Source organism: Nocardia yamanashiensis NBRC 100130 (genome assembly GCF_001613325.1).
Lineage (GTDB): Bacteria > Actinomycetota > Actinomycetes > Mycobacteriales > Mycobacteriaceae > Nocardia > Nocardia yamanashiensis.
Genome location: NZ_BDCD01000047.1, coordinates 1 through 21,156, shown reverse-complemented (window position 1 = coordinate 21,156; position 21,156 = coordinate 1). Strand labels below are relative to the sequence as shown.

Sequence of the window (21,156 nt, the reverse complement as noted above, 5' to 3'; positions counted from 1 at the left end):
CTAGCTAGTACCTTAATATGCACCCATCAGTGCAAATGGAGGCGTGATGATCATCAATCTGCTGCGGTTCAGCTTCAAGCCCGGTGTCCCCGAACAGGAACGGGAACAGGTGCTCGCCGCTATGCGACGCACCGCGTCGGTCGAGTCGACAGCGTTCTCGACGGTCGGGCCGGACCTCGGCGACCCGGCGGATGGCTTCACGCACGCGTATCTGGCGGCGATTCCCGACCTGGACGCGCTGGAACGCTATATGCACGATCCGGTGCATATAGCGGGTGACGATTACATCCTGCCGCGGCTGGCCAAGCAGTACGCGGTGCGATTCTCCGACGAATCGAATCCTGAACTGCCCGAGCAGATTTACGCGATCTACAAGCGCAAGGTCGAGATGTATCCGGAGTGGGGACGCGAGGTCGAGGCCTTGTTCGCCGCCGCGGGGACTTCGCCCGCTCCGTCGAGCACGCCCTAGTCGCCGCTACCGCACAGCGCGGCGTCCAGGGCGGAAAGGGTGGCGGCCGCGGCCTCGGGGGTGGCGGGCAACTCGTTGAATGCCAGTGTGACAGCGCGGTTTTTCGACGGCGCGTAGCGGACGAGGGTACGAAATCCAGGGAGGCCTCCGGCGTGCCCCCAAGCATCGATGCCGCATGAGAGGCGCACCCGGCTGATCCCGAGGCCGTATTCGGCGTCCGGCTTGTCGGTGGGGATGGTGCGCATCAGTTCATCGAGCTGGGGCCGGGGCAGGAGTTTGCCGGTGAGCAGGGCGGTGAGGAAGGTGTTCATATCCGCTCCGGTCGAGATCATGGCGCCCGCGGCGCCCGCCCAGGTGGTGTTCTGGCGGGTGATATCGACCCGCTTTCCGTCCATATCGGCGTACGCGATCGGGTGCGGGTCAGGGAGGGCGGTGTCGTCGGGACCAGGAAAGGACGTGCCGCGCAGGGCGAGCGGCTCGATGATGCGGTCGGTTATCTCCGCCGCGATGGATTGCCCGGTCACCTTCTGCACGATCATGCCGGCGAGCAGGAAGTTCGTATTCGTGTACTGGAATTTCGCACCGGGCTCGAAGTAGGCGGGCAGGGCCAGTGCGATGGCGAGCTCTTCGTCGGAGGTGAAGCGTTGCCAGCGATTGCGTTCGGTGGGTGTGATCTGGCCCGGCTTGGGCGTATCGCCGTCGATCAGGTAGTCCGGAATTCCGCTGTTGTGCTGCAACAGGTTTCGCACGGTGATGCGGGTGCCGTCGCTCCCGTTCCCGTGGACGACGCCCGGCAGATATCGCTCGATCGGCGCGTCCAGGTCGACCTTGCCCTCCGCGACCAGTTGCAGGACCACCGTCGAGACGAACGTCTTGGTGTTGCTGCCGATCCGGTAGTGCGAGTTGTCAGGAAACGGCGTTCCGGTGGCCAGGTCGCCGGCACCTGCCGATACCGACCAGGTCCCACTCCCGGCCGTGACCACCGCCTGCGCTCCTGGAATCCCTTGTGCGACAGCCTGTTCCAAGGCGCTGGTGAGCGCCGCGGCACCGCGTTCGCCGATGTGCGGCACGCTCGAGGTGGAGACCGCGCGCCCCTCGTCGGCCTGGCAGGCGGTCGCGACGAGCGCGGAAGTCAAGAGAATCACTCCGACGCAGCTGCGAATCGGTCTCGACGGCAACGAATGTCCTTCCACGAAGCAATGTGTTAACGCTGTTACCATTGGCCGCCGAGAATATTGATAACGTTGTTAACATGTCAAGAGAAGTGCGCCGGGTCACCAAGTCCGGACGCCCGGCAGGGCAGGCGGTCGCCGGCGAAACGATGGTGTCCATCGCGTTGACGCTGGTCGAAACCTTGGGGCTGGAAGGATTGACCATGCGCCGCCTGGCCGACGAAGCCGGAGTGCAGGCGCCCGCTCTGTATCGGAGATTCGCGAGCAAACAGGACCTGCTCGACGCGATGGTCGAGCGGATCATCGGGGAAGCACTCGCCGATCCCGCACTCCCACATCAGGGCGATTGGGGACAACAGCTGGCGACCCTGGCGCACAGTCTGCGGCGCGCCCTGCTGGCGCACCGCGACAGCGCCCGCATGCTCAGCGGCAGCATCACGGCCGAACGAAACGTGTTGTCGTTCAACGAAGCCGCACTGACCCCGCTCCTCGACGCCGGCTTTCCACCGACCCGGGCGGCCTGGGGCGCCGACGTCGTCATGTCCTACACCATGGGGCAGGTCCTCCGGCAACAGACCGCGCAGGACAGCGGCCTCACCCCGGCGCAGGGCGCGGCCCGAGTACGACAAAACCTCGTCCACGCACCCGACATAGCCCTCCCCGCCGACCTACCCCTGGAACAAATCGCCGATGCCGACGCCCGCTTCGAATACGGCCTCCACGTGATCATCATCGGCCTCACCCACTCCCTCGAACAGCCGATGTGATCGCGAACTCTATTGCGGTCGTTGGGGATCCGAGCGAAGTCGATGCCGTGTCACCGACCTCGATTCACGCACGCTGGTCTTGGGCCGGTTCGGAATCGTGGTCGACGGCCCAGCTGGCCAGGATGCGCAGGGCGTCCTCGGAGTCGCTGCCCGGTTGGGTGCCATAGGTGAACAGGATGAGGTTGTCGGCGGGTAGTTCGAGGGATTCGTAGGTGAGGTGGAGGGTGCCGACGACCGGGTGGTGGATGGGTTTGGCGCCCTGGTGGTGGCGGCGGACGTCGTGGCGTGCCCAGCGGATTCGGAATTCGTCACTGCGCGTGGATAGTTCGCCGATGAGGTCGCTGAGGTCCTTGTCGTAGGGGTCGCGGCCGGCTCGGGCGTGCAGGAGGGCGACGATGTCGTCGGCGGCGCGGTCCCAGTCGGGCCAGAACTGGTGGGAACGGGAGTCGAGGAAGATGAACCGGCCGTGGTTGGGGACCGCGCCTCGGGCGGCGTCGATCATCGGTGCGTAGAGGGCGCGGCCGAGCGCGTTGGCGGCCAGGACGTCACCACAGCCGTTGATGATGAACGCCGGGCCGGTCATGGAGTCCAGTAAGCGCTGCAGATTCGGTCGAACCGCGGCGGCGGGCTGGCGGCGGAATCGGGGGCGGGGACCGGTGGTGCGGGCGAGGTCGTCGAGGTGGGTGCGATCGTCCTCGTTCAGCCGCAGTGCACGGGCGAGGGCATCGAGGACCTGGTTCGATACTCCGGACAGGTTGCCGCGTTCGAGTCGCGCGTAGTACTCGACGCTGATTCCCGCGAGCTGAGCAACTTCGGCGCGGCGCAATCCGGGTACTCGGCGTTTGCCGAGGACGGGCAGCCCGGCCTGCTGTGGGCTGATCTTGGCGCGGCGGGAGGTCAGGAACTCCCGGATCTCGGCTGCGTGATCCACGATGTCCAGGTTAAAGGCGACTGCTCTGCGGAGGGGTGCACTACCAGTACACCTCTCACCAGTGGCTTCCTCCGGGACCGGAGGTTACCGTCAAATAGCTGCAGGAAGTGCCGGACGATTTCCCATGAAACGGAATGAGAAGGAGCTACTGCGATGGCGGTCGATTCCGAAGCGCTCGCGACCTTGGCCAAGGGCCTCAGCAGCCCGGTCCGCGCCCCGATTCTGCATACACCGGACGAGTACGGGATGGCGTACGAGGACCTCACGTTCCCGTCGCTGGACGGTACTCCGCTGGAGGCGTGGTGGATTCCCGCTCCGGGTTCGGACAAGCTGGTCATCGCCAACCATCCGATGCCGATGAACCGCTACGGTTTTCCCTCGCACCTGCCCCGGTGGCAGTTCGTGCCCGGCAACGACATCGAGGTCAACTACATGCGGGAGTACCAGTACCTGCATGAGGCCGGCTACAACGTGCTGACCTACGACGCGCGCAACCACGGCCAGAGCGGCGACGCCAACGGCTTCATCTTCACCTGGGGCCAGTTCGAGTCCCGTGACGTCGCCGGCTCGTTGCAGTACGTCAAGTCCCGGCCCGACACCCGCGCCATGACGGTGGGCCTGCTCAGCCGCTGTATGGGTGCCAATGCCACCTATGTGGCGATGACCAGATACCCGGAACTCTTCGCGGACGTGAAATGCCTGGTCAACCCGCAGCCGATCTCGATGCGCGCCATGGTCGAACGCAACCTCGAGATGATGGGAGCCGAGGACCAGTTCGACGCCGTCGACCGCGAGTTCAAGCTGATCACCAGCTTCACGATCGACCAGGTGTCACCGATCGAGTACGCCGCGAACTGCCACGTGCCCACCTTCATCACCCAGGTGCGTGACGACGCACTGACCAAGCCCGCCGACGTGCAGGCGATCTTCGACGCCATCCCCGCCGGCGACAAGAAACTGTTCTGGATCGAAGGCAGCACCCGCCGCTGGGATGGCTACAACTACTTCTCCGAGCACCCCGAGCAGCTGATCGAATGGTTCGACAAACACATGAACTGAGCCCATCGGACTGCGGTGGGGCGGGCCGAAATGATCTGACGGCGCCCGAATGCACCGATGGACGTCCGCGAGCTGGGCTACTTGGCGAACACCTCATCGAGCGAGTCCGCGGTGAGCACCCGAGTGCCCCAAACACGCAACCGCGCCGCCTCTGCCCCACGCACGATCTCGATAATCTGATCGGGCAGCGCCCCGAACTTGACGACCAGTTGGTCGAGCAAAGCTTCCGCTCGCCCCTCGGTGCGTCCTTCGGTGCGGAACTGTTCAGCGGTTGTCATCATGATCTCCTTCGCTCGCGGACCGAGCCGGTCGATCAACGGTGCAAAGCCAGCGACATCGGTCTTACCGACACTCCAAAGATACGCCATCACCTGGTCGAACTCGCCCGGGTAGTCCTCGATCAACACCCGCAACTCGGCCTCGAGCGGCAACAGGTCATGCCCCAATCGGGGATTGCCGGGCCCGATTTTCAGCGATACGAACAACACCTTCGCCATCACGCTGAGCTTCCGCGCCCGCAACGCCGCGATATCGGCCGCACCCAGGTCGTCCAGCAGAAATCGAAACCGCGGCAGACACTCGCCCAACACCGGTCGCATGGCCTGGTCGACGTCGAGCAAATCGGACAGCTCGGTGGGCGCATTCCAGCGGTATCCGCCTGGATCGCAGTGCACCACCACCGGAATCACCACCGGCAGGCGACGCGCCTTCGGGTTGTGCCGCAGGTAGCGGTTCCAGATCGCCACCATGTATTCGAGCATCCGAAAGGCCATCAACTGGTCCGTGCTGCTCTGATGCTCGATCAACATGAAGACGAAGGCGTCGCGATCATCCCAGCGTGTCCGAAACAGCACGTCGGTGTAGCGTGAGCGCAACTCCTTCGGCACGAAACTGCACGACTGCAGCTCCATGCCATCCCAATCCAATTGCACCGCAGCAGCTTCCGGTAGCACGTTCCGCATCTCGCCCGCCGCGGCAGTCGCCTCCGACATAACATGCCGGAAGTAGGCGTCGTGTGGATTCTTCGGCTGCTCAGCCATATTCGAGCAACTTACTACCGAAACCCCTCACCGAGGATCGATTCATCGATCCCACGTATTATGACCGATTCTCCACTCGCGCAACAGGTTGCGGTCACCGATATCCGGAGCCGTCGCAACAACGCCTGATCGAGATCGAGCGCCATGACTCAGTCGAGTGCTGCGAGCACGCGGATGCGTTGTTCGACGGCGGTGATTCGTTTGGCGGCCGAGGGGTGGGTTGCGGCCAGTGCGGCCAGGCGCTCACGGAGCAGCCCGGGCGGTGCGAGGGGGTTGCGGTTCTCCCACTTCGTTCTCTCGTGCCGCTGCAGGAAGGACAGCATGCCCAGGCCGAAGCCTAGGTCGACCGCGAATCTGTCGATGACGAGTTCGTTTTGGCGTTGGAGTGCCGACTCGGCCAATGCTTCGATGATCAAGAGGCAGGCGGCGATCGGTGCGCCGAGTGGTCCGACGAGCAGGAACAGCGTCAGGACTGTGGTGGCTGGGAACAGCACGAGGACGGTTACGGCGGCGATGCCCAGGAACATTGTGGACTTGCCCAACCATCGGTCCAGCAGCAGAAATGCGGCGCGTAGTGGGAGATTCGCCACATAGAGGGGCGCTCTGTACAGGTGCGGCAAGGCCTGCCAATTCGACCGTAGCGGGTCGAGCAGGTGGCCTAGTTCGTGCGCGAGTACCGCGGCCAGCTGCGGACGGGTCGACTCCTCGATCTCCGTGTCCTTGAGAACGATCATGCGGCTGCCTATCGCGGCGGCGACGTGCGTGGTCGTATCGTCGACCCGAACCAGGCAGCGGTGCTCGGGAACTTCGGCGGCCGCGGCGACTTCGCGCCAGGCCGAGATCAGCTGGGCCGACTGTGGTCCGGTCCATTCGTGCATGGCCGTCCCCAGTGCGGGTGAAAGTCGGAGTGCCAGGGTCACCGGAGTCCAGCGGCACCGAATTTCAGCCTACGCGCGACATCAGAGCACTGGTCCATTTGCGAAGTCGCGCGGGGCTTCTCACGCGAGTGGTCAAGACTTCTACCGGAATGAAATGAACCCGCAGGCGGCGCGGCCTGCGGGTTCATTGTGCTGTGGTTCTAGCTGGGATCGAACCAGCGACCCCTCGCGTGTGAAGCGAGTGCTCTCCCGCTGAGCTATAGAACCTTGCGGATGAGAGAACCTTAGCTTGTTACCCCACCTGGACACCAAATCGGGGCCGGAGCAGGGGGTTTGGGTGGGGTGGTGGGGTGGGCGATTCCTTTGGGGGGTGGTGGGGGTCTGTATGGCATGGGACTTTCTTGCGCTATGCGTGCGCTGCAGCAGACTTCGTTCGATGGGCCGCGGGATTTGCGGGTGGCGGAGGGTTTGGGGGTGCCGGTGCCGGGGGCGGATGAGGTGCTGATGAGGGTGGGGGCGGCGGGGGTCAATTTTCGGGATGTGGTGATGGCGTATGGGGGGACGGCGGAGGGGGTGCGGCCGCCTTATGTGGCTGGGTTCGAGGGGGCGGGTGAGGTTGTGGGCGTGGGTGAGCGGGTGCGTGGGGTGGAGGTTGGGGAGATGGTTGTGGGGGTGGGGTATGGGGCTTTTGCCGAGTTCATGACTATGGCGGCGGGGGCGGTGGTGCGGGTGCCGGCGGGGTGGACGGCGGCGGAAGCGTTGGGGCTGGTGGTGAATTGGCCGACGGCTATCGCGGCGTTGCGGCCGTTGGGGCGGATAGCGGCCGGGGAGACGGTGTTGATTCGGGCGGCGGCGGGTGGGACGGGGCAGGCCGCGGTGCGGGCGGCGAAGCATTGGGGGGCGCGGGTGATCGCTACTGCTTCGGTGGGGAAGCATGAGGTGGTGCGGGGGTTGGGGGCGGATCATGTGCTGGATGCGCGGAGTGGGGATCTGGCGGCGGAGGTGTTGCGGTTGACCGGGGGTGAGGGTGTCGATGTGGTGTTGGAGTCGGTGGGCGGGGAGTCGTTCGGGGTGGGGTTGGCGGTGGCGAAGCGGGTCACCGGGCGGGTGGTCGTTTTCGGGCTGGCCGGTGGGACTGCCGCGCTGACCAATTGGGAGTTGGTGTACGAGAACCAGATTCAGGTGATGGGGCTGAATATCGGGGTGCTGGCGCAGCGGGCTCCGGAGCTGTTCGGGGAGGTCATGGGTGAGCTGTTCGGGTTGATCGCGGCGGGCGTGGCGCCGCCGGGGAAGCCGACCGTGTACGACTTGGCCGATGGGGCGAAGGCGCTCATGGCGTTGGAGAGCGGGACGACCGTGGGGAAGCTCGCACTGGTGCCGTAAGGGTCAGGGCAGGATTTCCGGGAAGCCGAAAGTCGTTGTGATCAGGGCGGAATGGTGGAACGCCACCACCCTGGTCACGCCGCTGGCGGTGGCTTCCAGGACGGTCACGCCGTAGGCCCGGTACTCCCCTGCGGCGTCGCAGCGGTAGGTGACGGCGGCGGGCTGCCCGTTGGCGATGGCGGGGAGCATGCGCCAGTCACCGGCCGAGCCGAGGACATAGCGCTCGAGCATGCGGAGGCAGTGCGTTACGCCGGCGGTCCAGTCGCGGAACGGGGTGGCTTCCAGGGTGGCGTCGACGCGCAGGATGTGTTGCAGCAGTGCGGCATCGGACTTCTCGAAGGCGGTGATGTAACCGTCGAGGAGGGCGCGGGCGCGCGGATCCGTGGGTTCGAGGAGTTCGCCGGGCCGGGGTGCGAGTTCGTCGAGGCGGGCGCGGGCGCGTTGCAGGCCGCTTTTGACGGCGGGGACGGTGGTGCCGAGGATTTCGGCGGTTTCGGCGGCGGAGAACGCCAGCACCTCGCGCAGCAGCAGGATGGCGCGCTGGCGGCCGGGCAGATGTTGCAGGCCGGCGATGAGCGCCAGGCGCAGGGATTCGCGGGCGATCACCACCGCGGCCGGATCACCGTCGGGCAGCCAGGTGTCCGGAAGCGGTTCGAGCCACGAGACCTCTTCGTGTGCAACGAGATTCGGCGGGCGGTCCAGTTCTTCGCAAGGTCCCGCCAGCCCCGACGGCAGGACACGGCTCTGCTTGCTCCGCACCGCGGTCAGGCACACGTTCGTGGCGATCCGATACAGCCACGAGCGCACGGACGCCCGCCCTTCGAAGCCCTCGTACCCCCGCCACGCCCGCAGGTAGGTTTCCTGCACCAGATCCTCGGCATCGTGCGCCGACCCCACCATCCGGTAACAGTGCGCCAGCAACTCCCGCCGGAACCGCTCGGTCTCCGCCGCGAACTGTTCCATCGGCCATGATCCCGACTCCATCCGCCGAGCTTAGGCCGCGCCCCCGAAGCTGCTTCGATATCCGCGACCGCCGACCTAGGCTGGGGCGGCCACGATCTTGAAGCCGGCACCGAAAGGACATGTCATGTCGGAGAATCCGGCGGCGCTGCTGGAACGCCGGGGCGCCATCGCGCTCATCACGCTCAATCGCCCCGAAGCCCTCAATGCGGTGAACGGCGCGCTGTCCACGGCGGTGGGCGAGGCCCTGGAAGAGCTCGCGCAGGACGACGATCTGCGGGTCGGCGTCATCACGGGGGCGGGACGCGCGTTCTGCGCCGGCGCCGATCTGAAGGCGCTCGCGTCCGGGCAGCCGATCTTCGCGCACCGGCACGAGGAGTGGGGGTTCGCGGGCATGGTGCAGCATTTCATCGACAAACCGCTGATCGCCGCGGTCAATGGTTTCGCCCTGGGCGGCGGCACCGAGATCATGCTCGCCTGCGATCTGGCGGTGGTGAGCGAGCAGGCGAAATTCGGTCTGCCCGAGGTGAAGCGGGGCTTGGCCGCCGCGGCGGGCGGGGTGCTGCGGCTGCCGCGCCAGCTTCCGATGAAGCGGGCGCTCGAGGTCATGCTGACCGGCGATCCCATCGATGCCGCGACCGCCGCCGACTGGGGCCTGGTCAATCGCGTGGTGCCCGCCGACCAGGTCCTGGACGCCGCCCTCGAATTGGCCGAACGGATCGCCGCCAATGCCCCGCTGTCGGTGCGCGCTTCCAAACGCATCGCCTACCGGAGCGCCGACTACGGCGACGATTGGGGCGAGGACATCTGGCGGATGGCCGGCGAGGAGCTGGAATCGGTGTTCCGCAGCGCCGACGCGCAAGAGGGTGCGATGGCTTTCGTGGAGAAGCGCGCACCCCGCTGGCAAGGGCGGTAGCTGGGACGCGGCCGGGAACCTGGACGGCCGGCGGAGCCCCGGGCGACGCGGCGGCCCATCAGCCGATCTCCACGACGCGCGCCCATTCCGGCGGCAGGTCGGGGACGTACTCGGCGCGCTGCTCGCTCCAGCTGGGCCTGCGGCGGAACAGCCCGACCACCGTCCGGCAGGAGGGTCGCGCCGACGGCCACGGTGTCTGGCCGTCGGTGAGCACCACCAGCACATCCGGACGCGGCCGGGTGCGCAGCGCACGGGCGAACCCCTCGCGCAGGTCGGTGCCGCCGCCACCCAGCAGCGGAATGCTCTCGGCGGCGCACAGCGTGTGCGCGATGCGGGCGGCGGCATCGCAGGACAGCACGGTGACCAGATCGCGGCGGCCGCCCACGGCGCGGGAGATGGCGGCGACTTCCAGTAGGGCACTGCCCAATTCGGTATCGCTGACCGACCCCGAGGTGTCGATGATGACGGTGACGCGCGGCGGGGTGCGCCGCAGGCTGGGCAGCACCACGCCGGGCAGTCCGGCCGAGCGGCGCGCGGGACGGCCGTAGGTGTAGTCCTCCCCCACGCCGGGTGCGGAGACGGCGGCGCGCAGGGCGGCGCCCAGCAGGTCGCGCCAGGGCTGGGGTGGATGAAAAGTCTCCTGCGCCCAGCGCCGCCAGCCCTCGGGAACGTTCCCCGGCCGGCCGATAATGCCCTCCGCCACCCGGAATCGCACACCGTCGCGCTCCTGTTCGCTGAGCCCGTCCGCGCCGCCGGGACCCAGCTCCCACTCCCGCTCCACGCCGTCGGCCGCGCTGCCGCAGTCCAGCCAGGCCATGTCGGCGGTGTAGACCCCAAAGTTGTACTCGCGCAGGTATTCCTCCATGAGCTTCCCGGCGGGCAGGTCGATATCCGAGGGCAGGATCGCGCCCTCCGGTTTGACCAGTCCGTCGCCGAAGATGTCATCGTTGATCTCGAAATCCGCGGCGATATTGCGGCGCAGCGCTTCGGCGGGCCCGGTCAGTTCGTGCTCGCGCGCGAAACGCTCACCGCGCGCGTGATGTTCGCGCAGCAGATGCGCCACCTCGTGGACCAGCACACCGGCCAGTTCCTCGACGGGCATGCGATCCACGAAGGCCGGGGACACGTAGCAGCGCCAGTAGCGGTCGACGCCCATGGTCGGAACCCGGTGCGATTCGACGATGCGCAGCGCGAACAGCGCGGTCGCCAGGTAGGGCCGGACCCGGACGGCGTACAGCCGGGCGGCGAAGAGCTTGCCGAGATCCAGTGTGGCCGTGCGGTTCACGCTCATCGGCCCGCCCGCACCAGGTCGGCGGCCTGATCGGCTCGCTGGGATACCGACACCACGGCGGCGAGCCGTTCGATCGCTGCGGGGACGACCCAATCGTCCCGGCGCAAGGTGGCGAGCGTCGTGGCGGGCACCACAACGAGATCGGGGGCCCCGGATTCGGCGGCCCGCACCAGCAGCGCCCAGGCCGCATCCCAGCGCTCCCGGTCCGGGCGTTTGCGGACTGCCGCGACCACGCCGTCCAGCACCGCTTGGCGCAGGTCCCCGCGCTCGGGCAGCTCCGCGGCGTCCGGATCGGCAAGCAGCGCTTCGGGATCCGGTAGATCCATGCGGTCCAGGCTAGACAGTAGTTCGAAGCCGGGCCCGTCGCCGACGGTGCCGCGGATCAGCATGGACAGCACATCCCGGGAGGATCCGGCGGCGGTGGCGAAGGCGATGAGCCGCAACGCCATATCCCAGCTGCGCGGCGAAGCCCATGCGCCGCCGCGCCGGGTCTCCGTGGTCGGCATCTGGTGCACGAGTTTGGGGCGGGCCGCCAGCAGGAAGCACACCGCCCGGCGGGCGTACTCCACTGCCTCCGTGAGCTTTTCGGGATCCAGCACGGGCAGGGTGGCGCGCGGCCAGACCCCGCCCAGGCCGCGCACCACCACATCGTGGTCGTGCACCCAGCGCAGGTGCACGAACCGGTTGGCCAGCGGCGGGCTCAGTTCCCAGCCGTCGGCGGCCGAAGAGCGCGGGTTGGCGGCGGCCACGATCCGCACCTGCGGGGGCAGTTTCAGCGCGCCGATGCGACGCTCGAGCACCAGGCGCAGCAGCGCGGCCTGGACGGCCGGGGGCGCGGTGGAGAGTTCGTCGAGGAACAGCAGGCCGCGCCCGGCGCGGACGAGCCGGACCGCCCAGTCCGGCGGGGCCATCGGTACGCCCTGTTCGGCGGGATCGTCGCCGACGATGGGCAGGCCCGAGAAGTCCGACGGCTCATGGACACTCGCGATCACCGTGGTCAGCGGCAGGTCGAGGGATTCGGCCAGCTGGGTCAAGGCCGCGGTCTTGCCGATGCCGGGTTCACCCCACAGCAGCACCGGCAGGTCGGTGGCGACGGCCAGGGTGAGCGCCTCGAGCTGGGTGTCGGGGCGCGGTTCGGTGGTCGTTTCGCCGAGCAGTGATAGGAGGTCGCCGGCGATATCGAGCTGGGTGGGCGCTTGCGAAGCAGAGTGTGCAGGCATGTGTGGATCACCTTGTGGGTCAGTAGAATTCATGGATCTGTGCGGAATTCGCACAGGGTCGGGTCAGGGTCGGCGCGCGGCCGTCGGAGCACAATCGTGTGACGCGGATGCCCGCGCCGATCACAGGGACGCGGCCGCACGACTGTCAGTGAACGATCACGTGACACCGATGCCCGCGCCGATCACGAGACTGCGGCCGGCCGACTGCCAGTGAACGATCGTGTGACGCGGACGCCCGCGCCGCTCACGAAGCTGCGGCCGCACGACTGCCAGTGAACGATCGTGTGACGCGGACGCCCGCGCCGCTCACGAAGCTGCGGCCGCACGACTGCCAGTGAACGATCGCGTGACACGGATTCCCATGCCGATCACGAGGCTTCGGCTGTGTGGGTTTCAGTGAACGGTGGCGTGGCGCGGATGCCCGCGCCGGTCACGGGGACGCGGGCGCATCGGACCTCTGGGCGCCGGGAGGGACAGGCCCGCCCGGTACAACCCGTAGGTGATGCGCTGGTCCGCGAACGCCTCCAGTTCGTTTCGCAGGGCACCGTCTCGCAACTGTGCGCCGGCGCCGAGCAGTTCGTCGACGATGGCGAGCGCGCCCGTCGTATCGCCGTGGTCGAGTCGTTCGCGAACACCGGTGAGGCAGTCGGGATTTCGGTGCGCGCGATCGATGACCTGGAGGCACGGCAGCGGTGTCCCGGTCAGCGCGACCAGCAGTTCCTCGCGCCGTAGTTCGACCGGGTCGTGATCGAGCGCGGTGAGGACGCCGTCGACCAGCCCGATTCGATGTTGTTCGCCCCGGCATTCGACGAGCCGTGCGCGCTCCGAACCGGTTGTGGCCCTGTCGGATTCGGACGGTTCATACCCGGGCGCCAGTGCGGCGGCGACGAGCGGATGCAGGCGGTCGGCCGAGATGTCGCCGTCGCGTAGCAACACGAGATCGGGCGCGGTCCAGGTCGCCGCATCGGGCAGTACCGGCAGTGCGGAGATGCCGCCCGCCGGATGGCCCGGGGCCGGGCGGACGGACGGTCCGTCGTCGCCCTCGACCAGTTCGGCGATCATCCGCCGCCGGGAACCGCGCCGGATGAGGAACGTATTCCCTTGCCGCTCTTCGGCATCGAGGAGAATGCGCGCTTCATCGGCCCAGCGGTCGGGCGTACCGGTGCGGAACCGCAGTTCCCCGGTCCGCCTCGCATCCCACAGGTGCCGATGCAGGTCCAGCCGGAAGCGCCGGTCGGGCCGGGGATGCGGATGGGAGCCGCCTCCGAATTCGGAGCCGTCCCACAGTGCGAGCCCGATCCGCTGCCCCGCATCCGCCCAGACGGGAGCGGTGCGAGCCACCAGGTACACGAAACCGGCTCTGCCACTGGCTCTTCCGGGATCGTATCGAGCCAGTGCGATGGTCAGCCCCGGCCGCAGCAACCCGTCGGGAGCGATGCGGGGCATATGCCATCGCAGGAGGTCCGGGGCCAGATGCCGCAGGTCGGCCCGCACCCTGGCGGCGAGTTCACCGCCATGAGTCCGGGCCAGGCGACGTAGATCGATATCGACATCGAAACCGGCGGCGGCGCAAGCACCCACCCAGTCCCCGGCTGCGCGCCGGGCGGTAGCGATCTCGATCATGGAGGGCGGCACGGCGTATTCCCGCACGCGCGGCCAGAAGGAATGCCGGGAAGTAGACCCGTTCACGAATTCGGTGAGCATCAGCACTCACCTGGCGTGGACGGGACCCCCAATCTGCGATCAGAAGAAGTCATCATCGCGAACGATCATATAGCGACCGCCGGATCCCTGCCAGCCCACCCGGTCCGAGCCTTGTACGTCCGGGCCCGGCTCCGCTCGATCACCCGAGTCCGCGACCGATCCGGGCCCCGATCTCGGTCAGCAGCGCGGCGGTCAGACCGGGATCGGCATAGGTGTCGAGCGCGGTCCGGTCCGACAGGGCGTGCACGGTCTCGAAACCCGCTGTCGCCCAGTCCGTTCGCGAGAGCCGGTTGCGCCCGACGACGGCGTGCACCGGCACCGGCCGGGCTCGGCGCGCGATCGCGGTGGGCAGCTTCCCATGCCCGGATTGCGCGTCGAGACTGCCTTCGCCGGTGATCACCAGGTCGGCCTCGGCGAGCCACCGATCGAATTCCAGCATCTCCAAGAAGAACTCGGCGCCCGGCACGATACGTGCGCCCAGCAGCTGTGCCGCGAAACCGATTCCACCGGCGCTGCCCGCCCCCGGCGCCGACGCGAGTGCCCGTGGCACCCCGCCGGCTCCCGAGGCGAGGAGACACCCCTGACCGCTCCCGAACCCACCGGCGCCTGCCTCCGACAGCGCACGCCCGCCCCCGGCTCGGGCTGCGGCGGGGCACCCTCGTGCGAGAGCGCGTTGCTCGTGAGCCGCGGCCACCTCGACCAGATTCCGCAGTCCCGCCTCGAGCTGTGCGATGTCGGCCGGCATGGCGCCCTTCTGCGGCCCGTACACCGCGGCCGTCCCGTCCGGGCCGGTGAGCGGATTGGTGACGTCGGAGGCCGCCAGCAGTTCGATCCCGCTGAGGTCGATCGCCCGGGACCAGTCGACCGCCGCGATCTCGCGCAGCGTGCGCCCGCCCGGCCGGAGCGCATGCCCGGCCCGGTCGAGCCAGCGCACGCCGAGCGCGGCCAGCATTCCCATCCCGCCGTCGGTGCTCGCACTGCCGCCGAGCGCGAGCACGATGCGCGCCGGACGATGCCGCATGGCCTGCCGGATCGCCTGCCCCAGACCGAGACTCGAACTGTCCAGGGGTGCGAGCCGCCCCGTGGTGGCCAGCCCGCAGGTGCCCGCCACCTCCACCAGCGCCGTATCGCCCCGGACCGCGATCCGCGCCCGCACCGGCAGACCGGTCGCCCCGGCCACGGTGATCGGATACGCCGTGAACCCGGCGGTGACGGCCACGTCCACGCTGCCGTCGCCGCCATCGGCGAGGGGCAGTTCGGTGACCCGCACCCCGGCGGCTCGCAATCCGGTGGCCAGGCATCGGCTCACCGCGGCCGCGGAGAGACTGCCTTTGAACTTGTCGGGCGCCACGAGAACGTGCACGGGTCTCCCTCTCGATTCGATCATTGGATGACGCGGATCAGCCACGAGGCCGAGATGACCGTGGACACCCCGCCGATCCGGGTGGAGATCTGCGCGAACGGCATCAGGTTCATGCGCCCGGCCGCCGACAGGATCGCCACATCGCCGGTGCCGCCGAGACCGCTGTGGCATACGGTGACCAGCGATGCGTCGATCGGATACATGGCGATGGCCCGCCCGGCCGCGAATCCGGTTGCGGCCATGGCGATCACGACGGCCGCGCAGGCGAGCACGTATCCCGGCGACAGCACTCCGATCACGCTGGCGAGCGGCAGGTACAGCATGCCGAGACCGATCATGGTCGGGTAGATGAAGTACCGGGAGATGATCGCGTACACCGCCCGCGCATCGGTTTCCACCACGGCGGGGAAGACGCCGAACAGCTTGCACAGCACCGACAGGATGATCACCAGCACCGGCGCCGGCAGGTGCACGACCCGCTCCAGCAGGGTCGCCAGCACGAACAATCCGGTGACGGTCAGCACGCCGAACGCGTAATTCGGTTCCCGCGCGGTAGTTTCGGGCGATTCGGCCGTCAGCTCCGGGTCCGGCGTATTGACCAGCTGCCCGCCGCCGTCCAGCTGCGGCCGCCGTTCCCCGAGCTTGCGCAGCACGCCCGCCGTCACGATCGCGACGATATTGCCGATGATCGCGGCCGGAATCAGTTCCGCCACATAGCTTCCGGGTTCGCCGCCGAGCGCCGAGGCATACGCGGACGACAGCGGGATGACCCCTTCCCCGATGCCGCCGCCGATGATCGGCACCACGATGTAGAACAGCGCGCGGTGAAAGTCGTACCCGAACGCCATCGCGGTCCCCACCCCGGCGGCGATCGCCACGGTGGTGCCCGCGATCAGCGGCGGAAACAGCCGGATCAGCCCGCCGATCATCAGTTTCCGGCTCATCCCCAGAATGCTGCCGACCACCAGGGTGCTGATCACGAAGTACAGGAAGTTGGCCTGCTTCATCAGCACCGTCACCGCGTCCAGGGTGTTCTGCTCGAACGCGCCCAGATACACCAGTATCGACGGCCCCAGCAGGCAGATGAGCGCTCCCCCACCGATTTTCGAGATGACCGGCAGCCGGTTCCCGAGCGGCCCGAGCAGCGTGCCGAGCCCCACGATCACCGCCAGCCCGCCGATCATGTTCTCCGGCACCGCGTCGAACAGCCCCGCGACCAGCACCCCGGCGGTCAATGCCAGCGGCACGATCAGCGGCACATCGTCCAGCCGTGGCAGCACGCGCCGCCCGGTCTTGTCTTTCAAGCTCATCTCAACTCGCTGTTTTCCTCAGATGGGCGGTGATGGCCTTGCCGAGCGACGCGGTGGTGCCGACGCCGCCCATATCCGGCGTCAGCGCCGTAACACCTTGTGCCAGCACGGCTTCCACCGCACCCAGCACCGCGGCGGCCGCCTCGTGCTCGCCGAAATGGTCGAGCATCATGGCCCCGCTCCAGATCTGGCCGATGGGATTGGCGATGCCCCGCCCGGCGATATCGGGCGCGGACCCGTGCACCGGCTCGAACAGACTCGGAAACTCGTTCTCCGGGTTGATGTTCCCGCTCGGCGCGATGCCGATGGTGCCCGCGCAGGCCGGCCCCAGATCCGAGAGGATGTCGCCGAACAGATTGCTCGCCACCACCACGTCGAACCAGTCGGGGTGCAGCACGAAATTCGCGGTGAGGATGTCGATATGGAACTTGTCGACGCTCACCTCGGGGAAGCCGGCCGCCACGGCCGCCACCCGCTCGTCCCAGTAGGGCATGGTGACGGAGATGCCATTGCTCTTGGTCGCCGAGGTCAGGTGCCGTTTCGGCCGCCGCTGAGCGAGTTCGAAGGCGTACTTGAGGATTCGATCGACGCCGGTGCGGGTCATCACCGTCTCCTGGACGACGGTCTCCCGGTCGGTGCCCTCGAAGATGCGGCCGCCGATGCTGGAGTATTCGCCCTCGGTGTTCTCGCGCACCACATAGAAGTCGATATCGCCCGGCCCCCGCCCGGCGAGCGGGCTGGCGATACCCCGCAGCAGCCGCACCGGCCGCAGGCTCACGTACTGGTCGAAGCGCCGCCGGAATTGCAGCAGGCTCCCCCACAGCGAAATATGGTCCGGCACCACCTCCGGCCAGCCGACCGCACCGAAGAAGATGGCGTCGAAACGCCGTAGTTCCTCGAACCAGTTGTCCGGCAGCATCTTTCCGGTCGCCAGGTAATAGTCCGCGCAGGCGTAATCGAACTCCTCGAATTCGAGAGTGAAATCGAATTCGGCCGCGGCGGCCCGCAATACCCGCAATCCCTCCGGCACGACTTCCTTGCCGATGCCGTCGCCGGGAATGACCGCGATCCGATACTTTGCGCCCATCGTGATGAATCTCCTTCGCCCGCTGAATGTTCTGTTTGTGCGATGGATCACAACGGTAGGCTCCGATATCCCGGCGGAGATAGCGCTAGGCGCGCAAGACAGCTTTGCCGATTCGGAAACAATGAGGAGGCTCCGGTGCGCGGCGGGCTCAGTGACGACATCGTGTTCTTCGACATCCTCGCCCGCTGCCGCAGTCTCACCGAGGGCGCACGCGAATTCGGCGTCTCGGTGTCGGCGGTCAGCAAACGGCTCACCCAGATCGAGACCCGGCTCGGGGTGCCGCTCATCCAGCGCACCACCAGGCGGCTCGTCCTCACCCCCGAGGGCCGCCGCTATGCCGCCGGGGCCGCGCTGATCGCCGCGCAATTGGAGGAGCTGGAGGATTCGATCTCCGCACAGCACGACGAACTGCGCGGGCGGGTGCGGATGCGTTCGACCATCGGGCTCGGCCGCACCCATATCGCCGCGCTGGTCGCGGAATTCGTGACGGCGCACCCCGGTATGCGGATCGATCTCGAACTATCCGCCGAACCGCTCAATATCGCGGGCACCGGTTTCGATATCGATATCCACGTGGGCCCGCTGCACGATTCACGGCTCACCACCACGCGCCTGTGCCGGAATCGCCGGGTGGTGTGCGCCGCACCGGAATACCTGCGCCGGCACGGGCAGCCGCAGGATCTCGCCGAACTGGAACAGCACAATTGCCTCGTACTGAAGGAGAACGACAGCGACTATTCGCTGTGGCGGTTCGCACCCGGCGGCACCGAGACGGCGGTTCGCGTGGACGGGAATCTGGTCAGCAACGACGGCGATGTCATCACCCGCTGGTGCGTGGAAGGCCAAGGGCTGGTGATGCGTTCGCTGTGGCAGGTCGGCCCGCTGCTGCGGGACGGGACACTGGTCCAGGTGCTCGCCGATATCCCGACGCCCAGCGCCGACGTCTACGCCGTATACGCACCCACCCTGCCCCGTCGCACGCGCGCCGTCATCGACCACTTGAAACACGGACTGCGGGAACGGATTCCGTACTCCTACTGATTCGCGACCGCGAGCACCGGCACCGCCGGGCGCATCCGGTGCAGGAGGAAGGCCACGGCCCCGCACCCGGCGGTGACCGCCACCGCCGCCCACCCCGGCGGCCAGGCGACCGTGCCCGACTCGAACAGGCGCGGGCCGCCGGAGGTGTCGAAGCGGCGGCGCACGGCGGCGGCCAGGATGGACGGCGCGAACAGCATGGCGATGGCCAGCGCGACGCCCGGAAACTGGCCCGGCACAACGGTTCCGAAGCAGTAGCCGCCGACCGCCGCGATCCCCACCGTGCCCAGCACGGGCAGCATCGAACCGCCGTCGCCGGCCGTCACGGCCGCGAACACCGCCAGCGCGACCGTCGCCGCCGCGGCCACCGTGGGCCGTGGCCAGCGCGCCCCCGCCCACAGTCCCGCCGCCACCGCCGCCACCAGCACCGGGATGGTCCAGCCCGGTCGCGGCGCGGCGCCGACCGCACTGCCCGCGGCGGCGAACGCGACCGTCAAGGCGACCAGGGTGCCGTCCCGGGCGGGCAGCAGCAGCGCGGCCACCAGGGTGGCCAGCACGGTGAGCGCGCCGCCCAGCAGGATCTGAACGGCCCAATGCGGATGGCTCACCGTCCATTCCGAGCGCAGCATGGACGCCGAGATGAGGACCAGCACGGCCGCGACGGGACGCATCGGGATCTCGCGGGGTTCGTGGCCGGGGACCGGCGTCCGGTTCCGCCAGGCGCACCAGCCCAGCAGCAGCGCGGCGGCGGCGATCAGCGGGAGCGGCGGCGGGGACACCAGCGCCCAGCGGACCATGGACTGCAATTGCTCGCCCGCGCCCGGCGGCGGTGTGCGACTGCCGATCACGATGCCCGACAGCGCGCCCAGCAGCAGTCCGGCGGTTTCGAGCGAGCGGCCGACCACGAGCGAGGCGAGCGCGCCCATCACCACGCCGCCGGTGATCGCCTCGGCATAGCCGGAAGTGGTCAGCCCGTCGGTGAGGCCGCGCGCCACGATCCGCCCGAGCAGCAGCAGGGCGGTGCCGATACCGGCCACCAGCCAGGTGCTGAACCGGGGCGCGACCCCGCACATCACCGCGCTCATCACGGCGGCGAGGGCGCCGGCCGCGGTGGCGAGCGGGAAGTTGGTGACCAGGATCTGCATTTCCAGCGCGGAACCGCCACCGAGCCAGCGCAGATCGATCGGCACGGTGACCGCGAGCCCGGCCACGGCCCCGGCCGTGCCGACCGTGACGGCTTCCAGCCGATTTCCCGATGCACCGATCATCAGTCGAACTCCTCCGGTAACGGCGGACGGTAATCCTCGAGTCCGTGCCGACCGTATGAGCTGGGCGGACGGTGCGGCCTCACTCGATACGGGTGAACTAGACGGATGACCGGTCGGCGCGGTGCCGCGGCGCCGGATTCGCGGCGCTACCGGCGGATTCGCGGCTCGCGACCGATGGCGATATCGGTGAGCGCGCGCAGGCCGTCACCCGGGCGCTGCTCCAGCACCGACGGTGAGGCTCCGGGATGACGCGGTGAGACGCGCACGCGCAGTGCGCGCGGGCGAATCCGGAACCGCAGCGGCGGCTCCAGCACCACCGATTCACCGTCGATGCCGAGCGATACCGGCCGCGCCGCACGGACTTCGAAGGCCACCGCGTCCCAGCGCCGCAGCCGGCGCTCGCGGGCGCGCCGCGCGGAGTCGTCAGCGATGACCGCGACCCCGAGCCGGCCGGTGTCCAGGCGCGGGCGGGTGCCCGGTCCCACGGGCTCGCCGAGCCGATACGGGTTGTTGGACACCAGGATCGCGGCGGCCGAGGCGTGCACGGCGCCGTCGGGTGCGGTCCAGCGCAGATCGGTGGCCGCGCCCGCGCCGCCGAAAAGCGTTGCGGCCGTGTCGAGCAGGGTCTTGATCTTGGCGTCGCGGTAGGCGGGCCGGCGGACGGCTTCGGCGTACAGGCCCATCGAGACATTGTTGACGAAGACGCGGCCGTTGACCTCGCCGAGGTCCACCCGGTGCTCGCCGCCTGCGACGAGAGCATGCAGGGCGCCGCGGATATCGTCGCGGTCCACGCCGAGATCGAGGGCGAAATGATTGCGGGTGCCGGCCGGGACGCAGGCGAACGGGAGGCCGTATTCGGCTGCGGCCGTGGCGATCACGGCCTGGGTGCCGTCGCCGCCGGCCGCGGCCAGGCCGTCCGCGCCCGCCGCGATCGCCACCCGGACCAGGTCCGCGAGATCGTCGCCGATCCGCATTTCCACGGTATCGATGCCGAGTGCGGCGGCGTACTCGGCCAAGCCCGCGCGGGCGGCTTTCCCATCGCCCGACCAGGGATTCACGAACAGCACCGGATGGCGCGGCGGCGGTGCGAGCGGCCGCCGCAGGACCGGGCGCAGGGCGATCCGCGCGGCCGCGTGCCACACCAGCACGCCCGCCACCAGCAGCGCCGAGGTGAGCCAGCCGCGATCGCGCAGCAGCAGGAGCGCCGCGCCCGACAGTGCGAGCACCGCGACGAGTGCGGCGATCACGCGCCGAATACCGTTGCGCACCAAGGCGAACCAGCCCGCTACCAACGCGATGG

General features: G+C 68.5%; 19 protein-coding genes and 1 tRNA gene. 6 read left to right on the top strand and 14 right to left on the bottom strand.

The annotated features are described in order from the left end of the window. Positions 1–46: 46 nt before the first annotated feature. Positions 47–469 carry a Dabb family protein gene (locus tag NY1_RS38540; RefSeq protein WP_067722462.1) on the top strand — a complete coding sequence of 141 codons (423 nt, stop codon included), beginning with the start codon at positions 47–49 and terminating at the stop codon, positions 467–469. On the opposite strand, the gene NY1_RS38535 is transcribed toward NY1_RS38540, so the two are convergent. Next, positions 466–1,605 carry a serine hydrolase domain-containing protein gene (locus NY1_RS38535; RefSeq protein ID WP_067722526.1) on the bottom strand — a complete coding sequence of 380 codons (1,140 nt, stop codon included), beginning with the start codon at positions 1,603–1,605 and terminating at the stop codon, positions 466–468. The two genes, NY1_RS38540 and NY1_RS38535, sit on opposite strands and share 4 nt — an antisense overlap. 116 nt (positions 1,606–1,721) lie before the next feature. On the opposite strand from NY1_RS38535, the gene NY1_RS38530 reads away from it, so the two are divergent. Next, on the top strand, positions 1,722–2,408 hold the full coding sequence (locus NY1_RS38530) for a TetR/AcrR family transcriptional regulator C-terminal domain-containing protein (RefSeq protein ID WP_084536160.1): 687 nt from the start codon (positions 1,722–1,724) through the stop codon (positions 2,406–2,408). A 64-nt stretch (positions 2,409–2,472) separates the two neighbouring features. Here NY1_RS38530 and NY1_RS38525 read toward each other — a convergent pair whose 3' ends face one another. Continuing rightward, entirely contained in the window at positions 2,473–3,348 is an 876-nt protein-coding gene (locus NY1_RS38525) for a helix-turn-helix domain-containing protein (RefSeq protein ID WP_218028548.1), read from the bottom strand. A gap of 144 nt (positions 3,349–3,492) precedes the next feature. Here NY1_RS38525 and NY1_RS38520 point away from each other — a divergent pair, with 144 nt between their 5' ends. Next, positions 3,493–4,398, top strand: a complete 906-nt coding sequence (locus NY1_RS38520) for an alpha/beta hydrolase family protein (protein ID WP_067722459.1) — start codon at positions 3,493–3,495, stop codon at positions 4,396–4,398. Positions 4,399–4,475: 77 nt separating this feature from the next. Here the strand turns inward: NY1_RS38520 and NY1_RS38515 are convergent, their stop codons facing one another. The 3 genes from NY1_RS38515 to NY1_RS38505 form a co-directional block, all read right to left on the bottom strand. Continuing rightward, positions 4,476–5,438, bottom strand: a complete 963-nt coding sequence (locus NY1_RS38515) for an Rpn family recombination-promoting nuclease/putative transposase (RefSeq protein WP_084536158.1) — start codon at positions 5,436–5,438, stop codon at positions 4,476–4,478. Between the two features lie 149 nt (positions 5,439–5,587). Then, positions 5,588–6,358: a M48 family metalloprotease gene (locus tag NY1_RS38510; protein ID WP_157762757.1), complete on the bottom strand. Its 771-nt coding sequence runs from the start codon at positions 6,356–6,358 to the stop codon at positions 5,588–5,590. Positions 6,359–6,511: 153 nt separating this feature from the next. Further along, positions 6,512–6,583: transfer RNA gene (locus tag NY1_RS38505), tRNA-Val, on the bottom strand. 123 nt (positions 6,584–6,706) lie between these two features. On the opposite strand from NY1_RS38505, the gene NY1_RS38500 reads away from it, so the two are divergent. Beyond that, positions 6,707–7,699: a zinc-binding dehydrogenase gene (locus NY1_RS38500; RefSeq protein WP_067722453.1), complete on the top strand. Its 993-nt coding sequence runs from the start codon at positions 6,707–6,709 to the stop codon at positions 7,697–7,699. Positions 7,700–7,702: 3 nt separating this feature from the next. Here NY1_RS38500 and NY1_RS38495 read toward each other — a convergent pair whose 3' ends face one another. Further along, positions 7,703–8,683, bottom strand: a complete 981-nt coding sequence (locus tag NY1_RS38495; protein WP_067722451.1) for an RNA polymerase subunit sigma-70 — start codon at positions 8,681–8,683, stop codon at positions 7,703–7,705. 103 nt (positions 8,684–8,786) lie between these two features. Between NY1_RS38495 and NY1_RS38490 the strand changes: the two genes are divergently transcribed. Next, on the top strand, positions 8,787–9,575 hold the full coding sequence (locus tag NY1_RS38490) for a crotonase/enoyl-CoA hydratase family protein (RefSeq protein ID WP_067722449.1): 789 nt from the start codon (positions 8,787–8,789) through the stop codon (positions 9,573–9,575). Positions 9,576–9,633: 58 nt separating this feature from the next. On the opposite strand, the gene NY1_RS38485 is transcribed toward NY1_RS38490, so the two are convergent. The 6 genes from NY1_RS38485 to NY1_RS38460 form a co-directional block, all read right to left on the bottom strand. Next, the gene (locus NY1_RS38485) at positions 9,634–10,866 is read right to left on the bottom strand and encodes a vWA domain-containing protein (protein ID WP_067722447.1); all 1,233 of its coding nucleotides are present in this window, start codon (positions 10,864–10,866) and stop codon (positions 9,634–9,636) included. Beyond that, on the bottom strand, positions 10,863–12,086 hold the full coding sequence (locus tag NY1_RS38480) for an AAA family ATPase (RefSeq protein ID WP_067722445.1): 1,224 nt from the start codon (positions 12,084–12,086) through the stop codon (positions 10,863–10,865). Before NY1_RS38480 ends, NY1_RS38485 begins: the two co-directional genes overlap by 4 nt. Before the next feature lie 393 nt (positions 12,087–12,479). Beyond that, on the bottom strand, positions 12,480–13,790 hold the full coding sequence (locus tag NY1_RS38475) for a hypothetical protein (protein ID WP_067722443.1): 1,311 nt from the start codon (positions 13,788–13,790) through the stop codon (positions 12,480–12,482). Between the two features lie 139 nt (positions 13,791–13,929). After that, positions 13,930–15,153, bottom strand: coding sequence for a glycerate kinase (locus NY1_RS38470; protein WP_084536155.1), 1,224 nt, complete (start codon positions 15,151–15,153; stop codon positions 13,930–13,932). Positions 15,154–15,173: 20 nt separating this feature from the next. Next, entirely contained in the window at positions 15,174–16,463 is a 1,290-nt protein-coding gene (locus tag NY1_RS38465) for a 2-hydroxycarboxylate transporter family protein (RefSeq protein WP_067722439.1), read from the bottom strand. Between the two features lies 1 nt (position 16,464). After that, the gene (locus tag NY1_RS38460) at positions 16,465–17,550 is read right to left on the bottom strand and encodes a tartrate dehydrogenase (RefSeq protein ID WP_067722427.1); all 1,086 of its coding nucleotides are present in this window, start codon (positions 17,548–17,550) and stop codon (positions 16,465–16,467) included. Between the two features lie 135 nt (positions 17,551–17,685). Between NY1_RS38460 and NY1_RS38455 the strand changes: the two genes are divergently transcribed. Next, on the top strand, positions 17,686–18,591 hold the full coding sequence (locus NY1_RS38455) for a LysR family transcriptional regulator (RefSeq protein ID WP_067722425.1): 906 nt from the start codon (positions 17,686–17,688) through the stop codon (positions 18,589–18,591). Here the strand turns inward: NY1_RS38455 and NY1_RS38450 are convergent. Both NY1_RS38450 and NY1_RS38445 read right to left on the bottom strand, forming a co-directional pair. After that, positions 18,585–19,856 (bottom strand): hypothetical protein, encoded by a 1,272-nt coding sequence (locus tag NY1_RS38450; protein WP_067722424.1) that lies wholly within the window; start codon positions 19,854–19,856, stop codon positions 18,585–18,587. The genes NY1_RS38455 and NY1_RS38450 overlap by 7 nt on opposite strands. Before the next feature lie 146 nt (positions 19,857–20,002). Next, the coding region (locus NY1_RS38445) for a diacylglycerol/lipid kinase family protein (protein ID WP_067722421.1) at positions 20,003–21,156 on the bottom strand (1,154 nt) is incomplete at its 5' end.